Origin of the sequence: Enterobacter sp. MGH 4 (assembly GCF_000534735.1) — a bacterium.
Taxonomy (GTDB): domain Bacteria; phylum Pseudomonadota; class Gammaproteobacteria; order Enterobacterales; family Enterobacteriaceae; genus Enterobacter; species Enterobacter intestinihominis.
The window spans coordinates 1-17,467 of sequence record NZ_KI973299.1; the positions used below are offsets into that span (position 1 = coordinate 1).

Sequence of the window (17,467 nt, forward strand, 5' to 3'; positions counted from 1 at the left end):
GTTTGAATGAGCACTGGTTCAGCGATATCGTTCATGCCAGGAAAATTATTAATGACTGGCGGCAGGATTATAACGAATGCCGCCCGCACTCCACGCTGAATTATCAGACACCGTCTGAATTTGCAGCGGGCTGGAGAAAGGGTCATTCTGAGAATGAAGATTCCGACGTTACTAACTGAGTGTTGTATCTAATCGTGGGGGCAGGTCAGTGGCCCCACCTTACCCGCCCTACATGCTTTCCCTCCTTGAAACTTTCTCACCTTTCGCTTGCAGACTCGACATTAAGCCTGTTTCTGGGTATCGTTAGCTGTCTGGATGTCTAAACGTTTATACGTATGTTGTGAGGATTTAAGGTTATGCCGATTCGGGTGCAGGACGAGCTACCAGCCGTCAATTTCTTGCGTGAAGAGAATGTCTTCGTCATGACGGCTTCGCGTGCGACAGGTCAGGAAATTCGCCCGCTGAAGGTGCTTATTCTCAATCTGATGCCAAAAAAGATCGAAACGGAGAACCAGTTCCTGCGTTTGCTCTCCAACTCTCCGCTTCAGGTTGATATCCAGCTGCTGCGCATTGACGCCCGTGAGTCACGCAACACGCCTGCTGAGCATCTGAATAACTTCTACTGTAATTTTGAAGATATTCGCGATGAGAATTTCGATGGACTGATCGTCACCGGCGCACCGCTGGGTCTGGTGGAATTTAATGACGTTGCCTACTGGCCACAAATCAGGCAGGTGCTGGAGTGGGCAAAAGATCACGTCACGTCCACCTTATTTGTCTGTTGGGCGGTACAGGCCGCGCTGAATATCCTCTATGGCATTCCCAAGCAAACCCGCAGCGACAAACTTTCTGGCGTATACGAACACCACATTCTTCACCCGCATGCGCTGCTGACGCGTGGTTTCGATGACACTTTCCTGGCTCCGCATTCTCGATACGCCGATTTTCCGGCACAGCTGATCCGCGATTATACCGACCTGGAAATCCTGGCCGAAACGGAAGACGGCGATGCCTACCTGTTCGCTAGTAAAGACAAACGCATCGCGTTCGTTACCGGCCATCCTGAGTACGATCCGCATACCCTCGCGTCAGAGTATTTTCGTGACGTTGAAGCGGGTCTGAATCCGGATGTCCCGTACAACTATTTCCCGAAAAACGATCCGCAAAACACGCCTCGGGCAACCTGGCGTAGTCACGGAAATCTGCTGTTCACTAACTGGCTCAACTATTACGTCTACCAGATTACGCCGTACGATCTGCGCCACATGAATCCGACGCTGGAGTAATCGTCTGCATTAAACGATCCTAAAGCGTTTCAGCTATTCAGATCAGGCACCTTAAGGTGCCTTTTTTATTTCCGAAAACCAACTCAACATCGTGAAAAACTTTAATCCCATATTAATCATACAGTTGTAATTGGATATGAATTAAAATGGAAATTGTTTTTGATTTTGGAAAAATTATAGATAGTCTTAATTCTGCTGAGCGAAAACTAAACAACGATCTTTCGCTCGCATCGGGGGCGTGATTTTGGATCTTTGATGAGGAGCAGAACGATGACTCAACAGGCAACAACGGTCGATGAACTGACCTTTACCCAGCCGAATGGTGAGCAAGAACAGCAAGTTTTGACGGCAGAAGCGGTAGAGTTTCTGACTGAACTGGTGACTCGCTTTACGCCACAGCGTAATAAACTGCTGGCGGCACGCATTCATCAACAGCAGGAGATCGATAACGGCAAGTTGCCAGGGTTTATTTCGGAAACCGCTTCCATTCGTCATGGTGAATGGAAAATTCGCGGAATCCCTGAAGATTTACAGGATCGTCGCGTAGAGATCACCGGCCCGGTAGAGCGCAAAATGGTGATTAACGCCATGAATGCCAACGTCAAAGTATTTATGGCGGACTTCGAAGATTCCCTCGCGCCGGACTGGCAGAAAGTTATCGACGGGCAGATCAACCTGCGCGACGCCGTCAACGGCACCATCAGCTATACCAACGAAGCCGGTAAAATTTACCAGCTCAAACCGAATCCGGCGGTGCTGATCTGCCGCGTACGCGGTCTGCATTTGCCAGAAAAACACGTTACGTGGCGCGGAGAAGCGATTCCGGGCAGCCTGTTCGACTTTGCGCTGTACTTCTTCCACAACCATAAGAACCTGCTGGCGAAAGGCAGCGGCCCCTATTTCTATCTGCCGAAAACCCAGTCCTGGCAGGAAGCGGCGTGGTGGAGTGAAGTCTTCAGCTACGCAGAAGACCGCTTCAGCCTGCCGCGCGGCACCATTAAGGCCACGCTGCTGATTGAAACCCTGCCAGCCGTATTCCAGATGCATGAGATCCTCCATGCGCTGCGTGACCATATTGTGGGCCTGAACTGCGGCCGCTGGGATTACATCTTCAGCTACATCAAAACCCTGAAAAACCATGCCGACCGGGTATTGCCGGATCGTCAGGTTGTCACCATGGATAAACCCTTCCTCAGCGCCTACTCGCGCCTGCTGATTAAGACCTGCCACAAACGCGGCGCCTTTGCGATGGGCGGTATGGCGGCGTTTATCCCGAGCAAAGACGCAGAGCGTAACAACCAGGTGCTCAACAAGGTAAAAGCCGATAAAGAACTGGAAGCCCGTAACGGCCACGACGGGACGTGGATTGCCCACCCCGGTCTGGCCGACACGGCGATGGAGGTCTTCAACCGCGTACTCGGCGACAACAAAAACCAGCTGTTTGTCACCCTTGAAGACGATGCGCCAATCGCAGAAGAACAGTTGCTTGCGCCGTGTGCGGGCGAGCGTACGGAAGAGGGCATGCGCGCCAATATTCGCGTCGCCGTGCAGTACATCGAGGCATGGATCTCCGGCAACGGCTGCGTGCCGATCTACGGTCTGATGGAAGATGCCGCCACGGCGGAAATTTCACGTACCTCCATCTGGCAGTGGATCCATCATCAAAAAACGCTCAGCAACGGCAAACCGGTCACCAAAGCCCTGTTCCGTCAGATGCTGGCCGAAGAGATGCGGGTCATCCAGGACGAACTGGGCGAGCACCGCTTCAGCAGCGGGCGTTTTAATGACGCTGCGCGCCTGATGGAGCAAATCACCACCTCTGATGACTTAATCGACTTCCTGACCCTGCCGGGCTACCGCTTCCTGGCGTAATTCACCACATAACAATATGGAGCATCTGCACATGAAAACCCGTACCCAACAGATCGAAGAGTTACAAAAAGAGTGGACCCAACCGCGCTGGGAAGGCATTCGCCGTCCGTACAGCGCAGAGGAAGTGGTGAAGTTACGCGGCTCGGTTAACCCGGAGTGTACGCTGGCGCAGAACGGCGCGGCGAAAATGTGGGATCTGCTGCACGGGGGGTCTAAAAAAGGTTATATCAACAGCCTCGGCGCACTGACTGGCGGTCAGGCATTGCAGCAGGCGAAGGCCGGCATTGAAGCTATCTATCTTTCCGGCTGGCAGGTCGCGGCGGATGCTAACCTGGCCTCCAGCATGTATCCGGATCAATCTCTTTATCCGGCGAACTCGGTGCCGTCAGTGGTAGATCGGATCAACAATACCTTCCGCCGTGCGGATCAGATCCAGTGGGCGGCGGGCATCGAGCCCCACGATCCGCGCTTTACTGATTATTTCCTGCCGATCGTCGCCGATGCGGAAGCCGGTTTCGGCGGCGTGCTGAACGCCTTTGAGCTGATGAAATCGATGATTGAGGCCGGTGCAGCGGCCGTACACTTTGAAGATCAGCTGGCGTCGGTGAAGAAGTGTGGGCATATGGGCGGGAAAGTGCTGGTGCCAACTCAGGAAGCGATCCAGAAGCTGGTTGCCGCGCGTCTGGCTGCTGACGTGCTCGGCGTGCCGACGCTGGTCATTGCCCGTACCGATGCGGACGCAGCGGACCTGATCACCTCTGACTGCGACCCGTACGACAGCGAATTCATTACCGGCGAACGCACCAGCGAAGGGTTCTATCGCACGCATGCCGGTATTGAACAGGCGATCAGCCGCGGCCTGGCGTATGCCCCTTACGCCGACCTGGTCTGGTGTGAAACCTCCACGCCGGATCTGGCGCTGGCGAAGCGCTTTGCCGATGCGATTCATGCGAAATATCCGGGCAAGCTGCTGGCCTATAACTGTTCACCGTCCTTCAACTGGCAAAAAAATCTGGACGACACGACCATCGCCAGCTTCCAGCAGCAGCTGTCGGATATGGGCTACAAGTACCAGTTCATCACCCTGGCGGGTATCCACAGCATGTGGTTCAACATGTTCGACCTGGCGCATGCCTACGCACAGGGCGAAGGCATGAAGCACTATGTTGAGAAGGTACAGCAGCCAGAATTTGCGGCGGGTAAAGAGGGATATACCTTCGTTTCGCACCAGCAGGAGGTGGGAACCGGCTACTTCGATAATGTGACCACAATTATTCAGGGCGGGACTTCCTCCGTCACGGCATTAACGGGCTCAACGGAAGAAGCACAGTTCTGATCTTTCCCCCTCTCCCCCCTCGGGGAGAGGGTTGGGGTGAGGGGGAATATATGTCGCGTGGTCTGGAATTACTGATAGCCCAAACTATTTTGCAGGGCTTCGATGCCCAGTATGGCCGCTTTCTGGAAGTCACATCCGGCGCGCAACAGCGTTTTGAGCACGCCGACTGGCATGCGGTTCAGCAGGCCATGAAGCAGCGTATCCATCTCTATGATCACCACGTAGGTCTGGTGGTGGAACAACTGCGCTGTATCACCGACGGTAAAAGCCCGGATGCGGAATTTTTACTGCGCGTGAAAGAGCATTACACCCATCTGTTACCCGACTACCCGCGCTTCGAGATTGCGGAGAGCTTTTTCAACTCCGTCTATTGCCGGTTATTTGACCACCGCTCATTATCTCCTGAGCGGTTATTTATCTTCAGCTCCCAGCCCGAGCGACGCTTCCGTACCATTCCGCGTCCGCTGGCGAAAGATTTCTTTCCCGATCGCGGCTGGGAAAAGCTCCTGCACCGCGTCTTAACGGATTTGCCGCTGCGCCTGCCGTGGCAGAATAAACCCCGGGATATCGGCTATATCCACGCGTATCTCAGTGAAACCTTCGGCGAGGCGGTGCTCAGCCGCAGCCATTTGCAGGTTGCCAACGAGCTTTTCTACCGCAATAAGGCCGCCTGGCTGGTGGGTAAACTGGTTACGCCGACAGCCATCGTGCCGTTTCTGCTGCCCATTCACCGTACCGACGACGGCGAACTGTTTGTCGATACCTGCCTGACTACCAGCGCTGAGGCGAGTATCGTATTTGGCTTCGCCCGCTCCTATTTCATGGTCTACGCCCCGCTGCCCGCCGCCCTGGTGGAGTGGCTGCGCGAGATCCTGCCGGGCAAAACCACTGCCGAGCTGTATATGGCGATTGGCTGTCAGAAGCATGCCAAAACGGAGAGTTATCGGGAATACCTGCGTTATGTCACCACGGCTGATGAGCAGTTTATCGAAGCGCCGGGTATCCGCGGCATGGTGATGCTGGTCTTCACGCTGCCGGGCTTTGATCGGGTGTTTAAGGTGATTAAGGATAAATTCGCCCCGCAGAAAGAGATGACCGCAGCCCACGTCCGTGCCTGCTATCAGCTGGTAAAAGAGCACGATCGCGTCGGGCGAATGGCCGATACCCAGGAGTTTGAAAACTTTGTGCTGGATAAGCAGCAGATCGATCCGGCGCTAATGACGCTACTCATGCAGGAAGCGTCGTCGAAAATTACCGATCTTGGCGATAAGATTGCGATCAGCCATCTCTACATTGAGCGCCGTATGGTGCCGCTAAATATCTGGCTGGAACAGTCAGAGGGCCAGGCTTTACGTGATGCCATCGAAGAGTACGGCAACGCCATCCGCCAGCTCGCCGCTGCCAATATTTTCCCCGGGGATATGCTGTTTAAAAACTTCGGCGTCACCCGTCACGGGCGGGTGGTGTTCTACGATTACGATGAAATTTGCTACATGACCGAGGTGAACTTCCGCGATATCCCGCCGCCGCGCTACCCGGAAGATGAACTGTCCAGCGAGCCGTGGTACAGCGTATCGCCGGGCGATGTGTTTCCGGAGGAGTTTCGCCACTGGCTGTGTGCGGACCCACGCATCGGGCCGTTATTTGAAGAGATGCATGCCGATCTGTTCCGCGCCAGCTACTGGCGCGGGCTGCAAACGCGGATTAAAAACGGGCACGTGGAAGATGTCTACGCTTACCGCCGCAAGCAGCGGTTTTGCATCCGCTTTTCTCCCTCTCCCGCAGGGTAAGGGCATCATGTTTTCTCCCTCTCCCTGTGGGCTGAGGGTTCCCCAGTAATTTTTTTATGCAGAAGCAATAAAGTTGCTTTCTAAATGACTGAGGGCTGTCAGCGATGCCCTGGTCCGGCTGTAAATCGCTGAGGCGTTTCCTGCAGGCCGGGGCGAGGCGCAGGGATGCGCCGAGAGGGCGGCTTTACAGGGACGTTGCCTCCGCCCGTACCCGATAAGCCGGAAGGAATAAGCCGAGGGCACCGCGAAGCGGCGATTTTCCGCCGGGAGCCCGGGTCGCCAGGGTGGTGGCGACTGAGCCACCCTGGCACGTTCACCGGTCATGTCGTTACAGAGTAGCAAGGAACATAAAGTGAACGGAATGACCACCACCGCCGTATGTTCCCCTCACCCTAACCCTCTCCCCGGAGGGGCGAGGGGATTGCTCAGTGCTCGCATTAATTTGTGGGGAACCCTCAGCCCTGTGGGAGAGGGCCGGGGTGAGGGCACCAGACCGCTCTCAATCCTAGCGAATCCCACCATACGCCAGCGTCACCTCTTTTGCGGCCTTAATCACCAGCGCACCCAGCTCGGTGACGCGGTCGTCGGTCATACGTGAAATCGGCCCGGAGATGGAGATGGCGGCAAACGGCTCGCGGTGTTCGTCGAAAATACAGGACGCGAGGCAGCGCAGCCCGAGGGCATGTTCTTCGTCATCAAACGAATAGCCGCGCTTGCGGGTCAGAGCCAGATCTTCTTTCAGATGCACCGGCGACACCAGGGTGGCGTGGGTGTAGGCGTGCAGACCTTTACGGTGCAGCAGACCCGTCACCTGCTCTTCGCTAAGCTGCGAGAGAAACGCTTTCCCTGCGCCAGAGGCATGCATCGGCAGCTTGCCGCCAATCGGTGCGGACATGCGCATCAGCTGCGTACACTGCACCTGGTCGATGATAATCGCCTGATGATCGCTCTGATCCAGCACGGCCAGGTTTACCGTCTCGCCGGACTCCTCCATCAGCTTGCGCAGAATCGGGTGGACAATCGCCAGCAGGTTGCGGCTTTGCAGGAAGCTGCTGCCAACGATAAAGGCATGCGCGCCAACCGCCCAGTGACCCAGCTCGCCCACCTGACGTACGAAGCCCAGCTGCTGCATGGTGGTTAACAGGCGGTGAGTGGTGGAGTTCGGCAGGCCAGCCTGCTGCGCCAGCTCCGTCAGGGCCACGCTACCATGCGATTCGGCTATCCATTCCAGCAGCTTCAGGCCGCGCGTCAGGGATTGAACCTGTCCGCCAGGTTGTGCAGCGGTGGTTGCAGCAGGTTTTCTGCCGCGTTTAGCGGGAACGGTCGTAACCATGACGAACTCCTTTTTCTGTATCGTGGAAATCATTTTCGTTTTATTTGGTGGTTTTGCAACCGCTTTCCTGACTGATCGGAGGAGTGATAGTGAACATGTCTCATGTTACCGCTGTGTGACTTTTCGACCCTTAGAGATTATGCCAGTATGGAACGCAGCCTTTTGGCCATGTTGAACGTTGTCGGGAGCAAGTGTGAGCAGCAAAGTAGAGCAACTGCGTGCGCAGTTAAATGAACGAATTCTGGTGCTGGACGGCGGCATGGGCACCATGATCCAGGGCTATCGTCTGAGTGAAGACGATTTCCGTGGCGAGCGCTTTGCCGACTGGCCTTGTGACCTGAAAGGAAACAATGACCTGCTGGTGTTGAGCAAACCCTCTGTCATCAGGGATATCCACAACGCCTACTTCGAAGCGGGTGCGGATATTGTAGAAACCAACACCTTCAACTCGACAACCATCGCCATGGCGGATTACCAGATGGAATCCCTGTCGGCGGAGATCAACTTTGCAGCGGCGAAACTGGCGCGCGCTTGCGCCGACGAGTGGACGGCCCGCACGCCGGACAAGCCGCGCTATGTTGCCGGGGTGCTGGGCCCGACCAACCGCACCGCGTCGATTTCTCCGGACGTGAACGATCCAGCCTTCCGCAATATCACCTTTGACCAACTGGTGGCCGCGTATCGTGAGTCCACTAAAGCGCTGGTGGAAGGCGGTTCCGATCTGATCCTGATTGAAACCGTATTCGACACTCTCAACGCCAAAGCTGCAATTTACGCGGTGAAAGAGGAGTTCGAGGCGCTGGGAGTTGACCTGCCGATCATGATTTCCGGCACCATCACCGATGCCTCGGGGCGCACGCTTTCCGGCCAGACAACCGAAGCGTTTTATAACTCTCTGCGCCATGCCGAAGCGCTCTCCTTCGGCCTGAACTGCGCGCTGGGGCCGGACGAGCTGCGCCAGTACGTGCAGGAGCTTTCGCGCATCGCAGAGTGCTACGTCACCGCCCACCCGAACGCCGGTCTGCCGAACGCGTTCGGTGAGTACGATCTGGATGCCGACACCATGGCGGCGCAAATCCGCGAGTGGGCCGAATCTGGCTTCCTCAACATCGTCGGCGGCTGCTGCGGCACCACGCCGGAGCACATCGCCGCCATGAGCCGCGCCGTCGCCGGGCTTGCACCGCGCAAGTTACCCGAGCTTCCGGTAGCCTGCCGTCTGTCCGGCCTTGAGCCGTTGACCATCGGCGACGACAGCCTGTTTGTGAACGTGGGTGAACGTACCAACGTGACCGGTTCTGCGAAGTTCAAGCGCCTGATCAAAGAAGAGAAGTACAGCGAAGCGCTGGACGTTGCCCGCCAGCAGGTGGAGAGCGGGGCGCAGATCATCGATATCAACATGGACGAGGGGATGCTCGACGCCGAAGCGGCGATGGTGCGTTTCCTCAACCTGATTGCCGGTGAGCCGGATATCGCCCGCGTGCCGATCATGATTGACTCCTCCAAATGGGACGTCATCGAAAAGGGGCTGAAGTGCATTCAGGGCAAAGGCATCGTTAACTCCATCTCAATGAAAGAGGGCGTCGATACCTTTATCCACCACGCGAAGCTGGTGCGTCGCTACGGGGCCGCCGTGGTGGTGATGGCCTTCGATGAAGTGGGCCAGGCCGATACCCGCGAGCGCAAAATTGAGATTTGCCGCCGGGCGTACAAAATTTTGACCGAAGAGGTGGGCTTCCCGCCGGAAGACATTATTTTCGACCCGAACATCTTTGCTGTCGCAACCGGCATTGAAGAGCACAACAACTACGCCCAGGACTTTATCGGCGCGTGTGAAGACATCAAACGCGAGCTACCGCATGCGCTAATTTCCGGCGGCGTGTCGAACGTCTCGTTCTCGTTCCGCGGCAACGACCCGGTGCGTGAGGCCATCCATGCCGTGTTCCTCTACTATGCCATCCGCAACGGGATGGACATGGGGATCGTTAACGCCGGACAGCTGGCGATTTACGACGACCTGCCCGCAGAACTACGCGACGCAGTAGAAGATGTGATCCTCAACCGTCGCGACGACGCCACCGAACGCATGCTGGATCTGGCGGAAAAATACCGCGGCAGTAAAGCTGACGAATCAGCCAACGTTCAGCAGGCCGAATGGCGTTCCTGGGATGTGAGAAAGCGTCTGGAATACTCGCTGGTAAAAGGCATTACTGAGTTCATTGAGCAGGATACCGAGGAAGCGCGTCAGCAGGCAGCCCGTCCGATTGAAGTGATCGAAGGGCCGCTGATGGACGGCATGAACGTGGTCGGCGATCTGTTCGGCGAGGGCAAAATGTTCCTGCCGCAGGTGGTGAAATCCGCCCGCGTCATGAAGCAGGCCGTGGCTTATCTTGAGCCGTTTATCGAAGCCAGCAAAGAGAAGGGCTCCAGTAACGGTAAGATGGTCATTGCCACCGTGAAGGGCGACGTACACGACATCGGCAAAAACATTGTCGGCGTGGTACTGCAATGCAATAACTACGAAATTATCGATCTTGGCGTGATGGTCCCGGCGGATAAAATCCTCAGGACCGCTCGCGAAGTGAATGCGGATCTGATTGGTCTTTCCGGGCTGATTACGCCGTCGCTGGACGAAATGGTCAACGTGGCAAAAGAGATGGAGCGCCAGGGCTTCACTATTCCACTGCTGATTGGCGGGGCAACCACCTCGAAAGCCCACACCGCAGTGAAAATCGAGCAGAACTACAGTGGGCCGACGGTGTATGTCCAAAACGCCTCGCGCACCGTGGGCGTGGTCTCCGCGCTGCTGTCTGACACCCAGCGCGATGACTTTGTCGCCCGCACCCGCAAAGAGTATGAAACCGTCCGCATTCAGCATGGACGTAAGAAACCGCGCACGCCGCCGGTTTCGCTTCAGGCGGCGCGCGATAACGATCTGGCGTTCGACTGGTCCAGCTATACGCCGCCGGTCGCGCACCGTCTGGGCGTGCAGGAGGTGACGGCCAGCATCGAAACGCTGCGTAACTACATCGACTGGACGCCGTTCTTCATGACCTGGTCGCTGGCGGGCAAATATCCGCGCATTCTTGAAGATGAGGTAGTAGGCGAAGAGGCGAAACGCCTGTTTAAAGATGCCAACGATATGCTCGACAGACTGAGCGCAGAGAAAGCCCTCAACCCGCGCGGCGTGGTGGGGCTGTTCCCGGCGAACCGCGTGGGCGACGACATAGAAATTTACCGCGATGAAACCCGCACCCATGTGCTGGCCGTGAGCCACCATCTGCGCCAGCAAACCGAGAAAGTGGGCTTTGCCAACTACTGCCTGGCGGATTTCGTCGCACCGAAACTCTCCGGTAAAGCCGACTATATCGGCGCCTTTGCGGTGACCGGCGGTCTGGAAGAAGACGCGCTGGCGGACGCGTACGACGCACAGCACGATGATTACAACAAAATCATGGTGAAAGCGATTGCCGATCGCCTGGCGGAAGCCTTTGCCGAGTATCTGCACGAGCGCGTACGTAAGGTGCACTGGGGCTACGCCGCGAATGAGAATCTCAGCAACGAGGAGCTGATCCGCGAAAACTACCAGGGCATTCGTCCGGCACCCGGCTATCCGGCCTGCCCGGAACACACCGAGAAGGGCACTATCTGGAAACTGCTCGACGTGGAAGCGCATACCGGCATGAAACTTACCGAGTCGTTCGCCATGTGGCCGGGCGCGTCCGTTTCCGGCTGGTATTTCAGCCACCCGGACAGCAAGTACTTCGCCGTGGCACAGCTTCAGCGGGATCAGATTGAAGACTACGCCCTGCGAAAAGGCATGAGCGTGTCAGAGGTGGAACGCTGGCTAGCGCCGAATTTAGGCTACGACGCAGACTAACGTCACTTTTCCTTACAACAAACAGGGCACCGCTATGGTGCCTTGTCTCTTTCTTACGTTTAAACCCTTATACTGAACCTAAGGAAAATGAATAACGATAAGGAGGAAAACCCACTGTGTTGACGTTGTTACACCTGCTCTCCGCAGTCGCACTGCTGGTATGGGGCACCCATATCGTTCGTACCGGCGTGATGCGCGTGTTTGGCGCACGTTTACGTACCGTTCTCAGCGGCAGCGTTGAGAAGAAGCCGCTCGCCTTCTGTGCGGGTATTGGCGTCACGGCGCTGGTGCAAAGCAGCAACGCCACCACTATGCTCGTCACCTCGTTCGTGGCGCAGGATCTGGTGGCGCTCGCCCCGGCGCTGGTGATTGTCCTTGGCGCCGACGTCGGTACCGCGCTGATGGCACGTATCCTGACCTTCGATCTCTCCTGGCTGTCGCCGCTGCTGATTTTTATCGGCGTCATTTTCTTCCTCGGTCGTAAGCAAAGCCGTGCCGGGCAGCTTGGCCGCGTCGGTATTGGCCTCGGGCTGATCCTGCTGGCGCTGGAGCTGATTGTGCAGGCTGTCACGCCGATCACCCAGGCCAACGGTGTGCAGGTCATTTTCGCCTCGTTAACCGGCGATATTATGCTGGATGCGCTGATCGGCGCGGTGTTTGCCATTGTCAGCTACTCCAGCCTGGCAGCGGTCCTCCTGACGGCGACCTTAACCGCTGCGGGCGCGATCTCTTTCCCGGTGGCGCTATGCCTGGTCATCGGTGCGAATCTTGGCTCTGGCCTGCTGGCGATGCTCAACAACAGCGCAGCCAATGCTGCCGCCCGCCGGGTGGCACTGGGGAGTTTGCTCTTCAAGCTGGTGGGTAGCCTGATCATTCTGCCGTTTGTGCACCCGCTGGCGAACCTGATGGACAACCTCTCTCTGCCGAAAGCGGAGCTGGTGATCTACTTCCACGTCTTCTACAACCTGGTACGCTGTCTGGCGATGGTGCCGTTTGCCGCGCCGATGGCCCGCTTCTGCGAGCGGCTAATTCGTGATGAACCGGAGCTGGACGCGCGCCTTAAACCGAAGCATCTGGACACCTCGGTGCTGGACACGCCCGCGCTGGCTATCGCCAATGCCGCCCGCGAAACGCTGCGCATGGGTGACGCGATGGAAACCATGCTGGAAGGGTTGCAAAAGGTGATGCACGGCGAGCCGCGCGAAGAAAAAGAGCTGCGCAGGCTGGCGGACGATATCAACGTGCTGTATACCGCCATCAAGCTCTATCTGGCGCGGATCCCGCAGGACGAGCTGGCGGAAGAGGAGTCGCGCCGCTGGGCGGAAATCATTGAGATGTCGCTTAACCTGGAGCAGGCTTCGGATATTGTCGAGCGTATGGGCAGTGAAATCGCAGACAAATCCCTGGCCGCACGTCGGGCGTTTTCTGTCGAAGGGCTGAAGGAGCTGGAAGCGCTCCACGAACAGCTGGTCAGCAACCTGAAGCTGGCGATGTCGGTCTTCTTCTCCAGCGACGTGCCGAGCGCGCGCCGCCTGCGCCGCAACAAGCACCGTTTCCGCATCCTCAACCGGCGCTACTCGCACGCCCACGTTGAGCGTCTGCACCAGCAGAACGTGCAGAGTATCGAAACCAGCTCCCTGCACCTGGGGCTGCTGGGAGATATGAAGCGTCTTAACTCGTTGTTCTGTGCGGTGGCATACAGCGTGATGGAGCAGCCGGATGAAGACGATGAGCGGGATGAGTATTAATCTCTGAAAGCGCCTCGCAAAACGGTTTTGTGAGGCGTGACTCCCCATAAAGAGCAATTTATTCTTCAACCCTTACATTTTTAAGGGAATAGGAAGTGCTCAATTATTACGCTACACTTCGCCAGTTCATGCGCATTCCAATGGGGGTTCTCATGCGCGGTGCTAATAGCATTAAAAAATCAGTGAATGTTTCCCTGTCGCCGGACATCCTTGAAGAGGCGCGAAGGCTTAAACTTAACCTTTCTGCCGTGCTAACGGCGGCTTTGCAGGAGCAATTTCGTGAACATCGGCGCGCAGAGTGGCTTGAAGAAATAAAGCTTCTATTGACGCCATTAACCAGTGGGTTGATGAAAACGGCTCCTTTAGTGACTTTCAGAGGTCGTTCTGATGAAGCATGTACTGGTCGCTCCCGTCGTTGAGGTCGCGGGAAAACCCTGCGTGGTGATGATGCACATGATGGCAGGCATATCGCTAAAAGAGTTAGGTGAACGCGTTGCCGATCTTACTAACAGCAGTGCTTCATTGCGGGATGCACTCGATTTTCTGATCAGCGGTTACTAGGACTTTTTTGTCAGGCGCAAGGTAAGGTATATTTCGCCCTTCACAGGAGAAACTATGCTGCCAACTCAATCAACCCGATTAAACAAATACATTAGCGAGAGCGGGATCTGCTCACGTCGCGAGGCTGACCGTTACATTGAACAGGGTAACGTGTTTCTTAACGGCAAACGCGCCACCATTGGCGATCAGGTGGTACCTGGCGATGTGGTGAAAGTGAATGGTCAGGTCATCGAACCGCGTGATGCCGAAGACCTGGTGTTTATCGCGTTGAACAAACCGGTTGGGATTGTCAGCACCACGGAAGATGGCGAGCGGGACAACATTGTTGATTTCGTGAACCACAGCAGCCGCATTTTCCCGATTGGCCGTCTGGATAAAGACTCTCAGGGGCTGATTTTCCTCACCAACCACGGCGATCTGGTCAACAAAATTCTGCGTGCCGGTAACGACCACGAGAAAGAGTACATCGTGACGGTGAACAAGCCGGTGACGGACGAGTTTATCCGCGGAATGGGCGCTGGCGTGCCGATTCTGGGCACCGTGACGAAGAAGTGTAAAGTCAAAAAAGAAGCACCGTTCGCGTTCCGCATCACGCTGGTTCAGGGCCTGAACCGCCAGATCCGCCGCATGTGCGAGTACTTCGGTTATGAAGTGACGAAGCTGGAACGCACGCGCATCATGAACGTCAGCCTGTCTGGCATCCCGCTGGGCGAGTGGCGTGACTTAACGGATGATGAGCTGATCGAGCTGTTCAAACTTATCGAGAACTCCTCGTCCGAAGCGAAGCCGAAAGCTAAAGCCAAACCGAAAACGCAGGCGATTAAGCGTCCGGTGGTGAAGGCACCGCAGGCGGAAGAGAAAGGGCGAGGCAAGCCGGGCAACGGAAAACGCTTTACCCAGCCGGGGCGCAAAAAGAAAGGGCGCTGATTAGCGCCTTCCACGGGTTGATGTGCTGGCGGACCAGGAAAAAGTCGCCTCTGCGTCGGGTTTATACGCCTGCTCTTTTTTCAGCTTGCGGGCTTTTTTCGCCGCGGCATCACGTTGCGCCATCAGCTTATCGATGTACTCTTTTTTAACCTGATTGGTTTCGGCGTTCGTCAGCGTGCGGCCATGCGCGATGCGGGCGCGGTCGAGAAGCGTTTTAAGTTCGCGCTGCTCGGCTTCGGTCATGTCTTTCTGGGTCAAACGTGGTGTAGCCATTGCTGAAGCCTCCTGATGGGGAGGCTTCAGTGTAAAGCAAGCCGGCTCAATTAACCCTGTTTCACCGCATCTTTTTTCGGTTGGTCATCAATCGGCTTACCGGACCAGTACCCTGCTAACAGCGAACCGGACAGGTTGTGCCAGACGGAGAACAGCGCTCCCGGTAGCGCCGCCAGCGGTGAGAAGTAAATTTTACCCAGCGCCGCCGCCAGGCCAGAGTTCTGCATCCCCACTTCGATCGCCAGCGTGCGGCAGGTGGATTCGTCGAAACCAAACAGCTTTCCACCCCAGTACCCGCCCAGCAGACCAATGGTGTTATGCAGCACAACCGCGACGATCACTACAAAGCCCACCGAAGCAATGTGCGATGCGGAACCGGCTACCACGGCGCTGATAATGGCCAGTATGCAGATCATCGAAAACGCGGGCAGATACGGCTCAACCGCTTTCACCACCCGCGGGAAGAGATGGTGGATCACCAGTCCCAGCGCAATCGGGATTACCACGATTTGCAGAATGCTGAGCAGCATGCCCATCACATCCACCTGGATATGCGCGTCCACGTACAGGCGGGTTAACAGCGGCGTGGCAATCACGCCCACCAGCGTGGAAACGGAAGAGATAGTGACGGAGAGCGCCACGTCGCCTTTCGCCAGATAGATCATGACGTTAGATGCCGTGCCGCTGGCGACGCTCCCCACCAGCACCATCCCGGCGGAAAGGTCGGGCGGCATCTTAAAGGCCATCGCCAGCAGCCAGGCCGCGAGCGGCATCACCAGGTAGTGCAGGAAAATCCCTGCGGCAACCGGTGCCGGGCGAGACAGCACGCGTTTGAAATCGTCAATTTTTAGATGCACGCCCATGCCGAACATAATCAGCATCAGTAGCGTGGTGACCCACGGACCAATGCCCGTGAACGTGGTGGGAGTGTAATACGCGAGTACGGAGAGCAGCAGCGCCCATAACGGGAACAGCCGGGTGATAGCGGAGAGCATAGTGAATTCCTTGCAGTATTGTCGTGTTGTTTTGTTATAAAAAAGCCGGGTCTGTGCCCGGCTTATGGATAATGTTTATCGTGCTAACGAATTTTATTCAAACAAATTCTGATGAAGTTTCTGCACAACCTGCTCGGCCTGATCGGCAGGGACCAGGAAGCAGAGGTTGTAGCTGGACGCGCCGTAGCAAATCATGCGGATGCTGAACGGGTCGAGCACGCCGAACACCTCTTTGCCCACGCCGCACGCGCGCGACAGCTTATTACCGATGATGGCAACCAGCGCCAGATCTTCTTCCACCTCCACGCGGCACAGCTCGGAAAGCTCAATCAGCAGCGACTGCGTCAGCAGGGTATCACCCGTTGAGGTTGAACCGGTGGTGTCGAGCGTCAGCGCAATACTCACTTCGGAAGTGGTAATCAAATCTACAGAGATATTGTGGCGCGCCAGGATGCCAAACACTTCCGCCAGGAATCCGCGGGAGTGCAGCATATTATGGCTGTGCAGGGTAACCAGCGTCTGCTTACGACGCAGGGCCAGCGCGCGGAACAGCGGCGGGTTCTCGGTTTTCTTGCAGACCAGCGTCCCGCCCGCCTTTGGATCTTTACTGGAGCCAACGAAGACCGGAATGTCGCTGCGCACGGCGGGCAGCAGCGTGGCCGGATGCAGCACTTTCGCGCCGAAGGTGGCCATTTCAGCCGCTTCTTCAAAGGCGATCACGTCAATGCGTTTTGCCGCAGAGACCACGCGCGGGTCGGTGGTGTAAATGCCCGGCACGTCCGTCCAGATATCCACGCGGGTGGCATGCAGGGCTTCACCCAGCAGGGCGGCGGTATAGTCGCTGCCGCCACGGCCCAGCGTGGTTGTGCGCCCTTTGGCTTCGCTGCCGATAAAGCCCTGGGTGATCACTATGCCTTCATCCAGACGCGGGGCAAGCTGCTGGTTGGTCAGCTCGGCCAGCGCTTCCACGTCCGGCTCGGCGCGGCCAAAGCGGTCGCTGGTGCGCATTACTTTACGCACGTCGAACCACTGCGCCTGAATATTGCGCTCGCGCATGATCTCAACGAATAGCAGGGTGGACATCAGTTCGCCGTGGCTGACCAGTTCATCGGTTAGGGCGGTAGAGGTTGCCAGTGAAGCGGCTTCTGCCAGGGTAGTGATATTTTCCAGCAGGCGTTCCACTTCCTCACGAATGACGTTCGGGTTTTGCAGACGCTCAAGGATGTCGAACTGAATTTTGCGCAGTGCATCCAGCTTCACGAAACGCTCGGTCGCTTCCAGTCCTTCAGACAAAGAAACCAGCAGGTTCGTCACGCCGGCTGAGGCGGAGAGCACCACCAGGCGGGTATTCGGATCGGCCAGCACCACATCGGCGCTGCGGTTCATGGCAGCGTAGTCTGCCACACTGGTGCCGCCAAACTTGGCGACCACAAAACTCGTCATAACAACCTCGTGTCAGGGAATGAATA

Annotated in this window: 12 protein-coding genes and 2 pseudogenes; 10 read left to right on the forward strand and 4 right to left on the reverse strand. The window is 56.6% G+C overall.

The genetic code is table 11. The features are described from left to right. From L350_RS23715 to aceK, 5 genes are all read left to right on the forward strand, one after another. Nucleotides 1-179 (forward strand): integrase core domain-containing protein (locus L350_RS23715; protein ID WP_144300347.1); only part of this gene is annotated, 179 nt, incomplete at its 5' end. Between the two features lie 177 nt (nt 180-356). Further along, nucleotides 357-1,286: a homoserine O-acetyltransferase MetA gene (metA, locus tag L350_RS00900; RefSeq protein WP_022646716.1), complete on the forward strand. Its 930-nt coding sequence runs from the start codon at nt 357-359 to the stop codon at nt 1,284-1,286. 270 nt (nt 1,287-1,556) lie between these two features. Next, the gene (gene aceB / locus L350_RS00895) at nt 1,557-3,158 is read left to right on the forward strand and encodes a malate synthase A (RefSeq protein ID WP_032627008.1); all 1,602 of its coding nucleotides are present in this window, start codon (nt 1,557-1,559) and stop codon (nt 3,156-3,158) included. Between the two features lie 31 nt (nt 3,159-3,189). Continuing rightward, entirely contained in the window at nt 3,190-4,494 is a 1,305-nt protein-coding gene (gene aceA / locus L350_RS00890; RefSeq protein ID WP_023299080.1) for an isocitrate lyase, read from the forward strand. A 50-nt stretch (nt 4,495-4,544) separates the two neighbouring features. After that, nucleotides 4,545-6,284: a bifunctional isocitrate dehydrogenase kinase/phosphatase gene (gene aceK, locus L350_RS00885; RefSeq protein ID WP_032627010.1), complete on the forward strand. Its 1,740-nt coding sequence runs from the start codon at nt 4,545-4,547 to the stop codon at nt 6,282-6,284. Between the two features lie 505 nt (nt 6,285-6,789). Here aceK and iclR read toward each other — a convergent pair. Further along, nucleotides 6,790-7,617 carry a glyoxylate bypass operon transcriptional repressor IclR gene (iclR, locus tag L350_RS00880; protein WP_022646720.1) on the reverse strand — a complete coding sequence of 276 codons (828 nt, stop codon included), beginning with the start codon at nt 7,615-7,617 and terminating at the stop codon, nt 6,790-6,792. A gap of 193 nt (nt 7,618-7,810) precedes the next feature. Here iclR and metH point away from each other — a divergent pair, with 193 nt between their 5' ends. The 5 genes and pseudogenes from metH (at nt 7,811) to rluF (ending at nt 14,730) form a co-directional block, all read left to right on the forward strand. Then, complete coding sequence (gene metH / locus L350_RS00875; RefSeq protein ID WP_032627012.1) at nt 7,811-11,494, forward strand: methionine synthase; 3,684 nt, start codon at nt 7,811-7,813, stop codon at nt 11,492-11,494. A gap of 116 nt (nt 11,495-11,610) precedes the next feature. Then, on the forward strand, nt 11,611-13,242 hold the full coding sequence (locus L350_RS00870) for a Na/Pi cotransporter family protein (protein ID WP_022646722.1): 1,632 nt from the start codon (nt 11,611-11,613) through the stop codon (nt 13,240-13,242). A gap of 95 nt (nt 13,243-13,337) precedes the next feature. Beyond that, nucleotides 13,338-13,630 (forward strand): annotated as a pseudogene (locus L350_RS23720) (type II toxin-antitoxin system CcdA family antitoxin). Continuing rightward, nucleotides 13,627-13,803 (forward strand): annotated as a pseudogene (locus tag L350_RS00865) (CcdB family protein); the annotation flags it as partial. The pseudogenes L350_RS23720 and L350_RS00865, both read left to right, overlap by 4 nt. A 54-nt stretch (nt 13,804-13,857) precedes the next feature. Then, entirely contained in the window at nt 13,858-14,730 is an 873-nt protein-coding gene (gene rluF / locus L350_RS00860; RefSeq protein ID WP_022646725.1) for a 23S rRNA pseudouridine(2604) synthase RluF, read from the forward strand. On the opposite strand, the gene L350_RS00855 is transcribed toward rluF, so the two are convergent. The 3 genes from L350_RS00855 to lysC all read right to left on the reverse strand — a co-directional run bounded on the left by L350_RS00855 (nt 14,731) and on the right by lysC (nt 17,441). Then, the gene (locus L350_RS00855) at nt 14,731-15,003 is read right to left on the reverse strand and encodes a YjbD family protein (protein ID WP_017382612.1); all 273 of its coding nucleotides are present in this window, start codon (nt 15,001-15,003) and stop codon (nt 14,731-14,733) included. A gap of 50 nt (nt 15,004-15,053) precedes the next feature. Then, nucleotides 15,054-15,998: a ketopantoate/pantoate/pantothenate transporter PanS gene (panS, locus tag L350_RS00850; protein ID WP_032627014.1), complete on the reverse strand. Its 945-nt coding sequence runs from the start codon at nt 15,996-15,998 to the stop codon at nt 15,054-15,056. Nucleotides 15,999-16,091: 93 nt separating this feature from the next. Beyond that, nucleotides 16,092-17,441: a lysine-sensitive aspartokinase 3 gene (gene lysC / locus L350_RS00845; RefSeq protein WP_022646727.1), complete on the reverse strand. Its 1,350-nt coding sequence runs from the start codon at nt 17,439-17,441 to the stop codon at nt 16,092-16,094. Between the last annotated feature and the right edge of the window lie 26 nt (nt 17,442-17,467).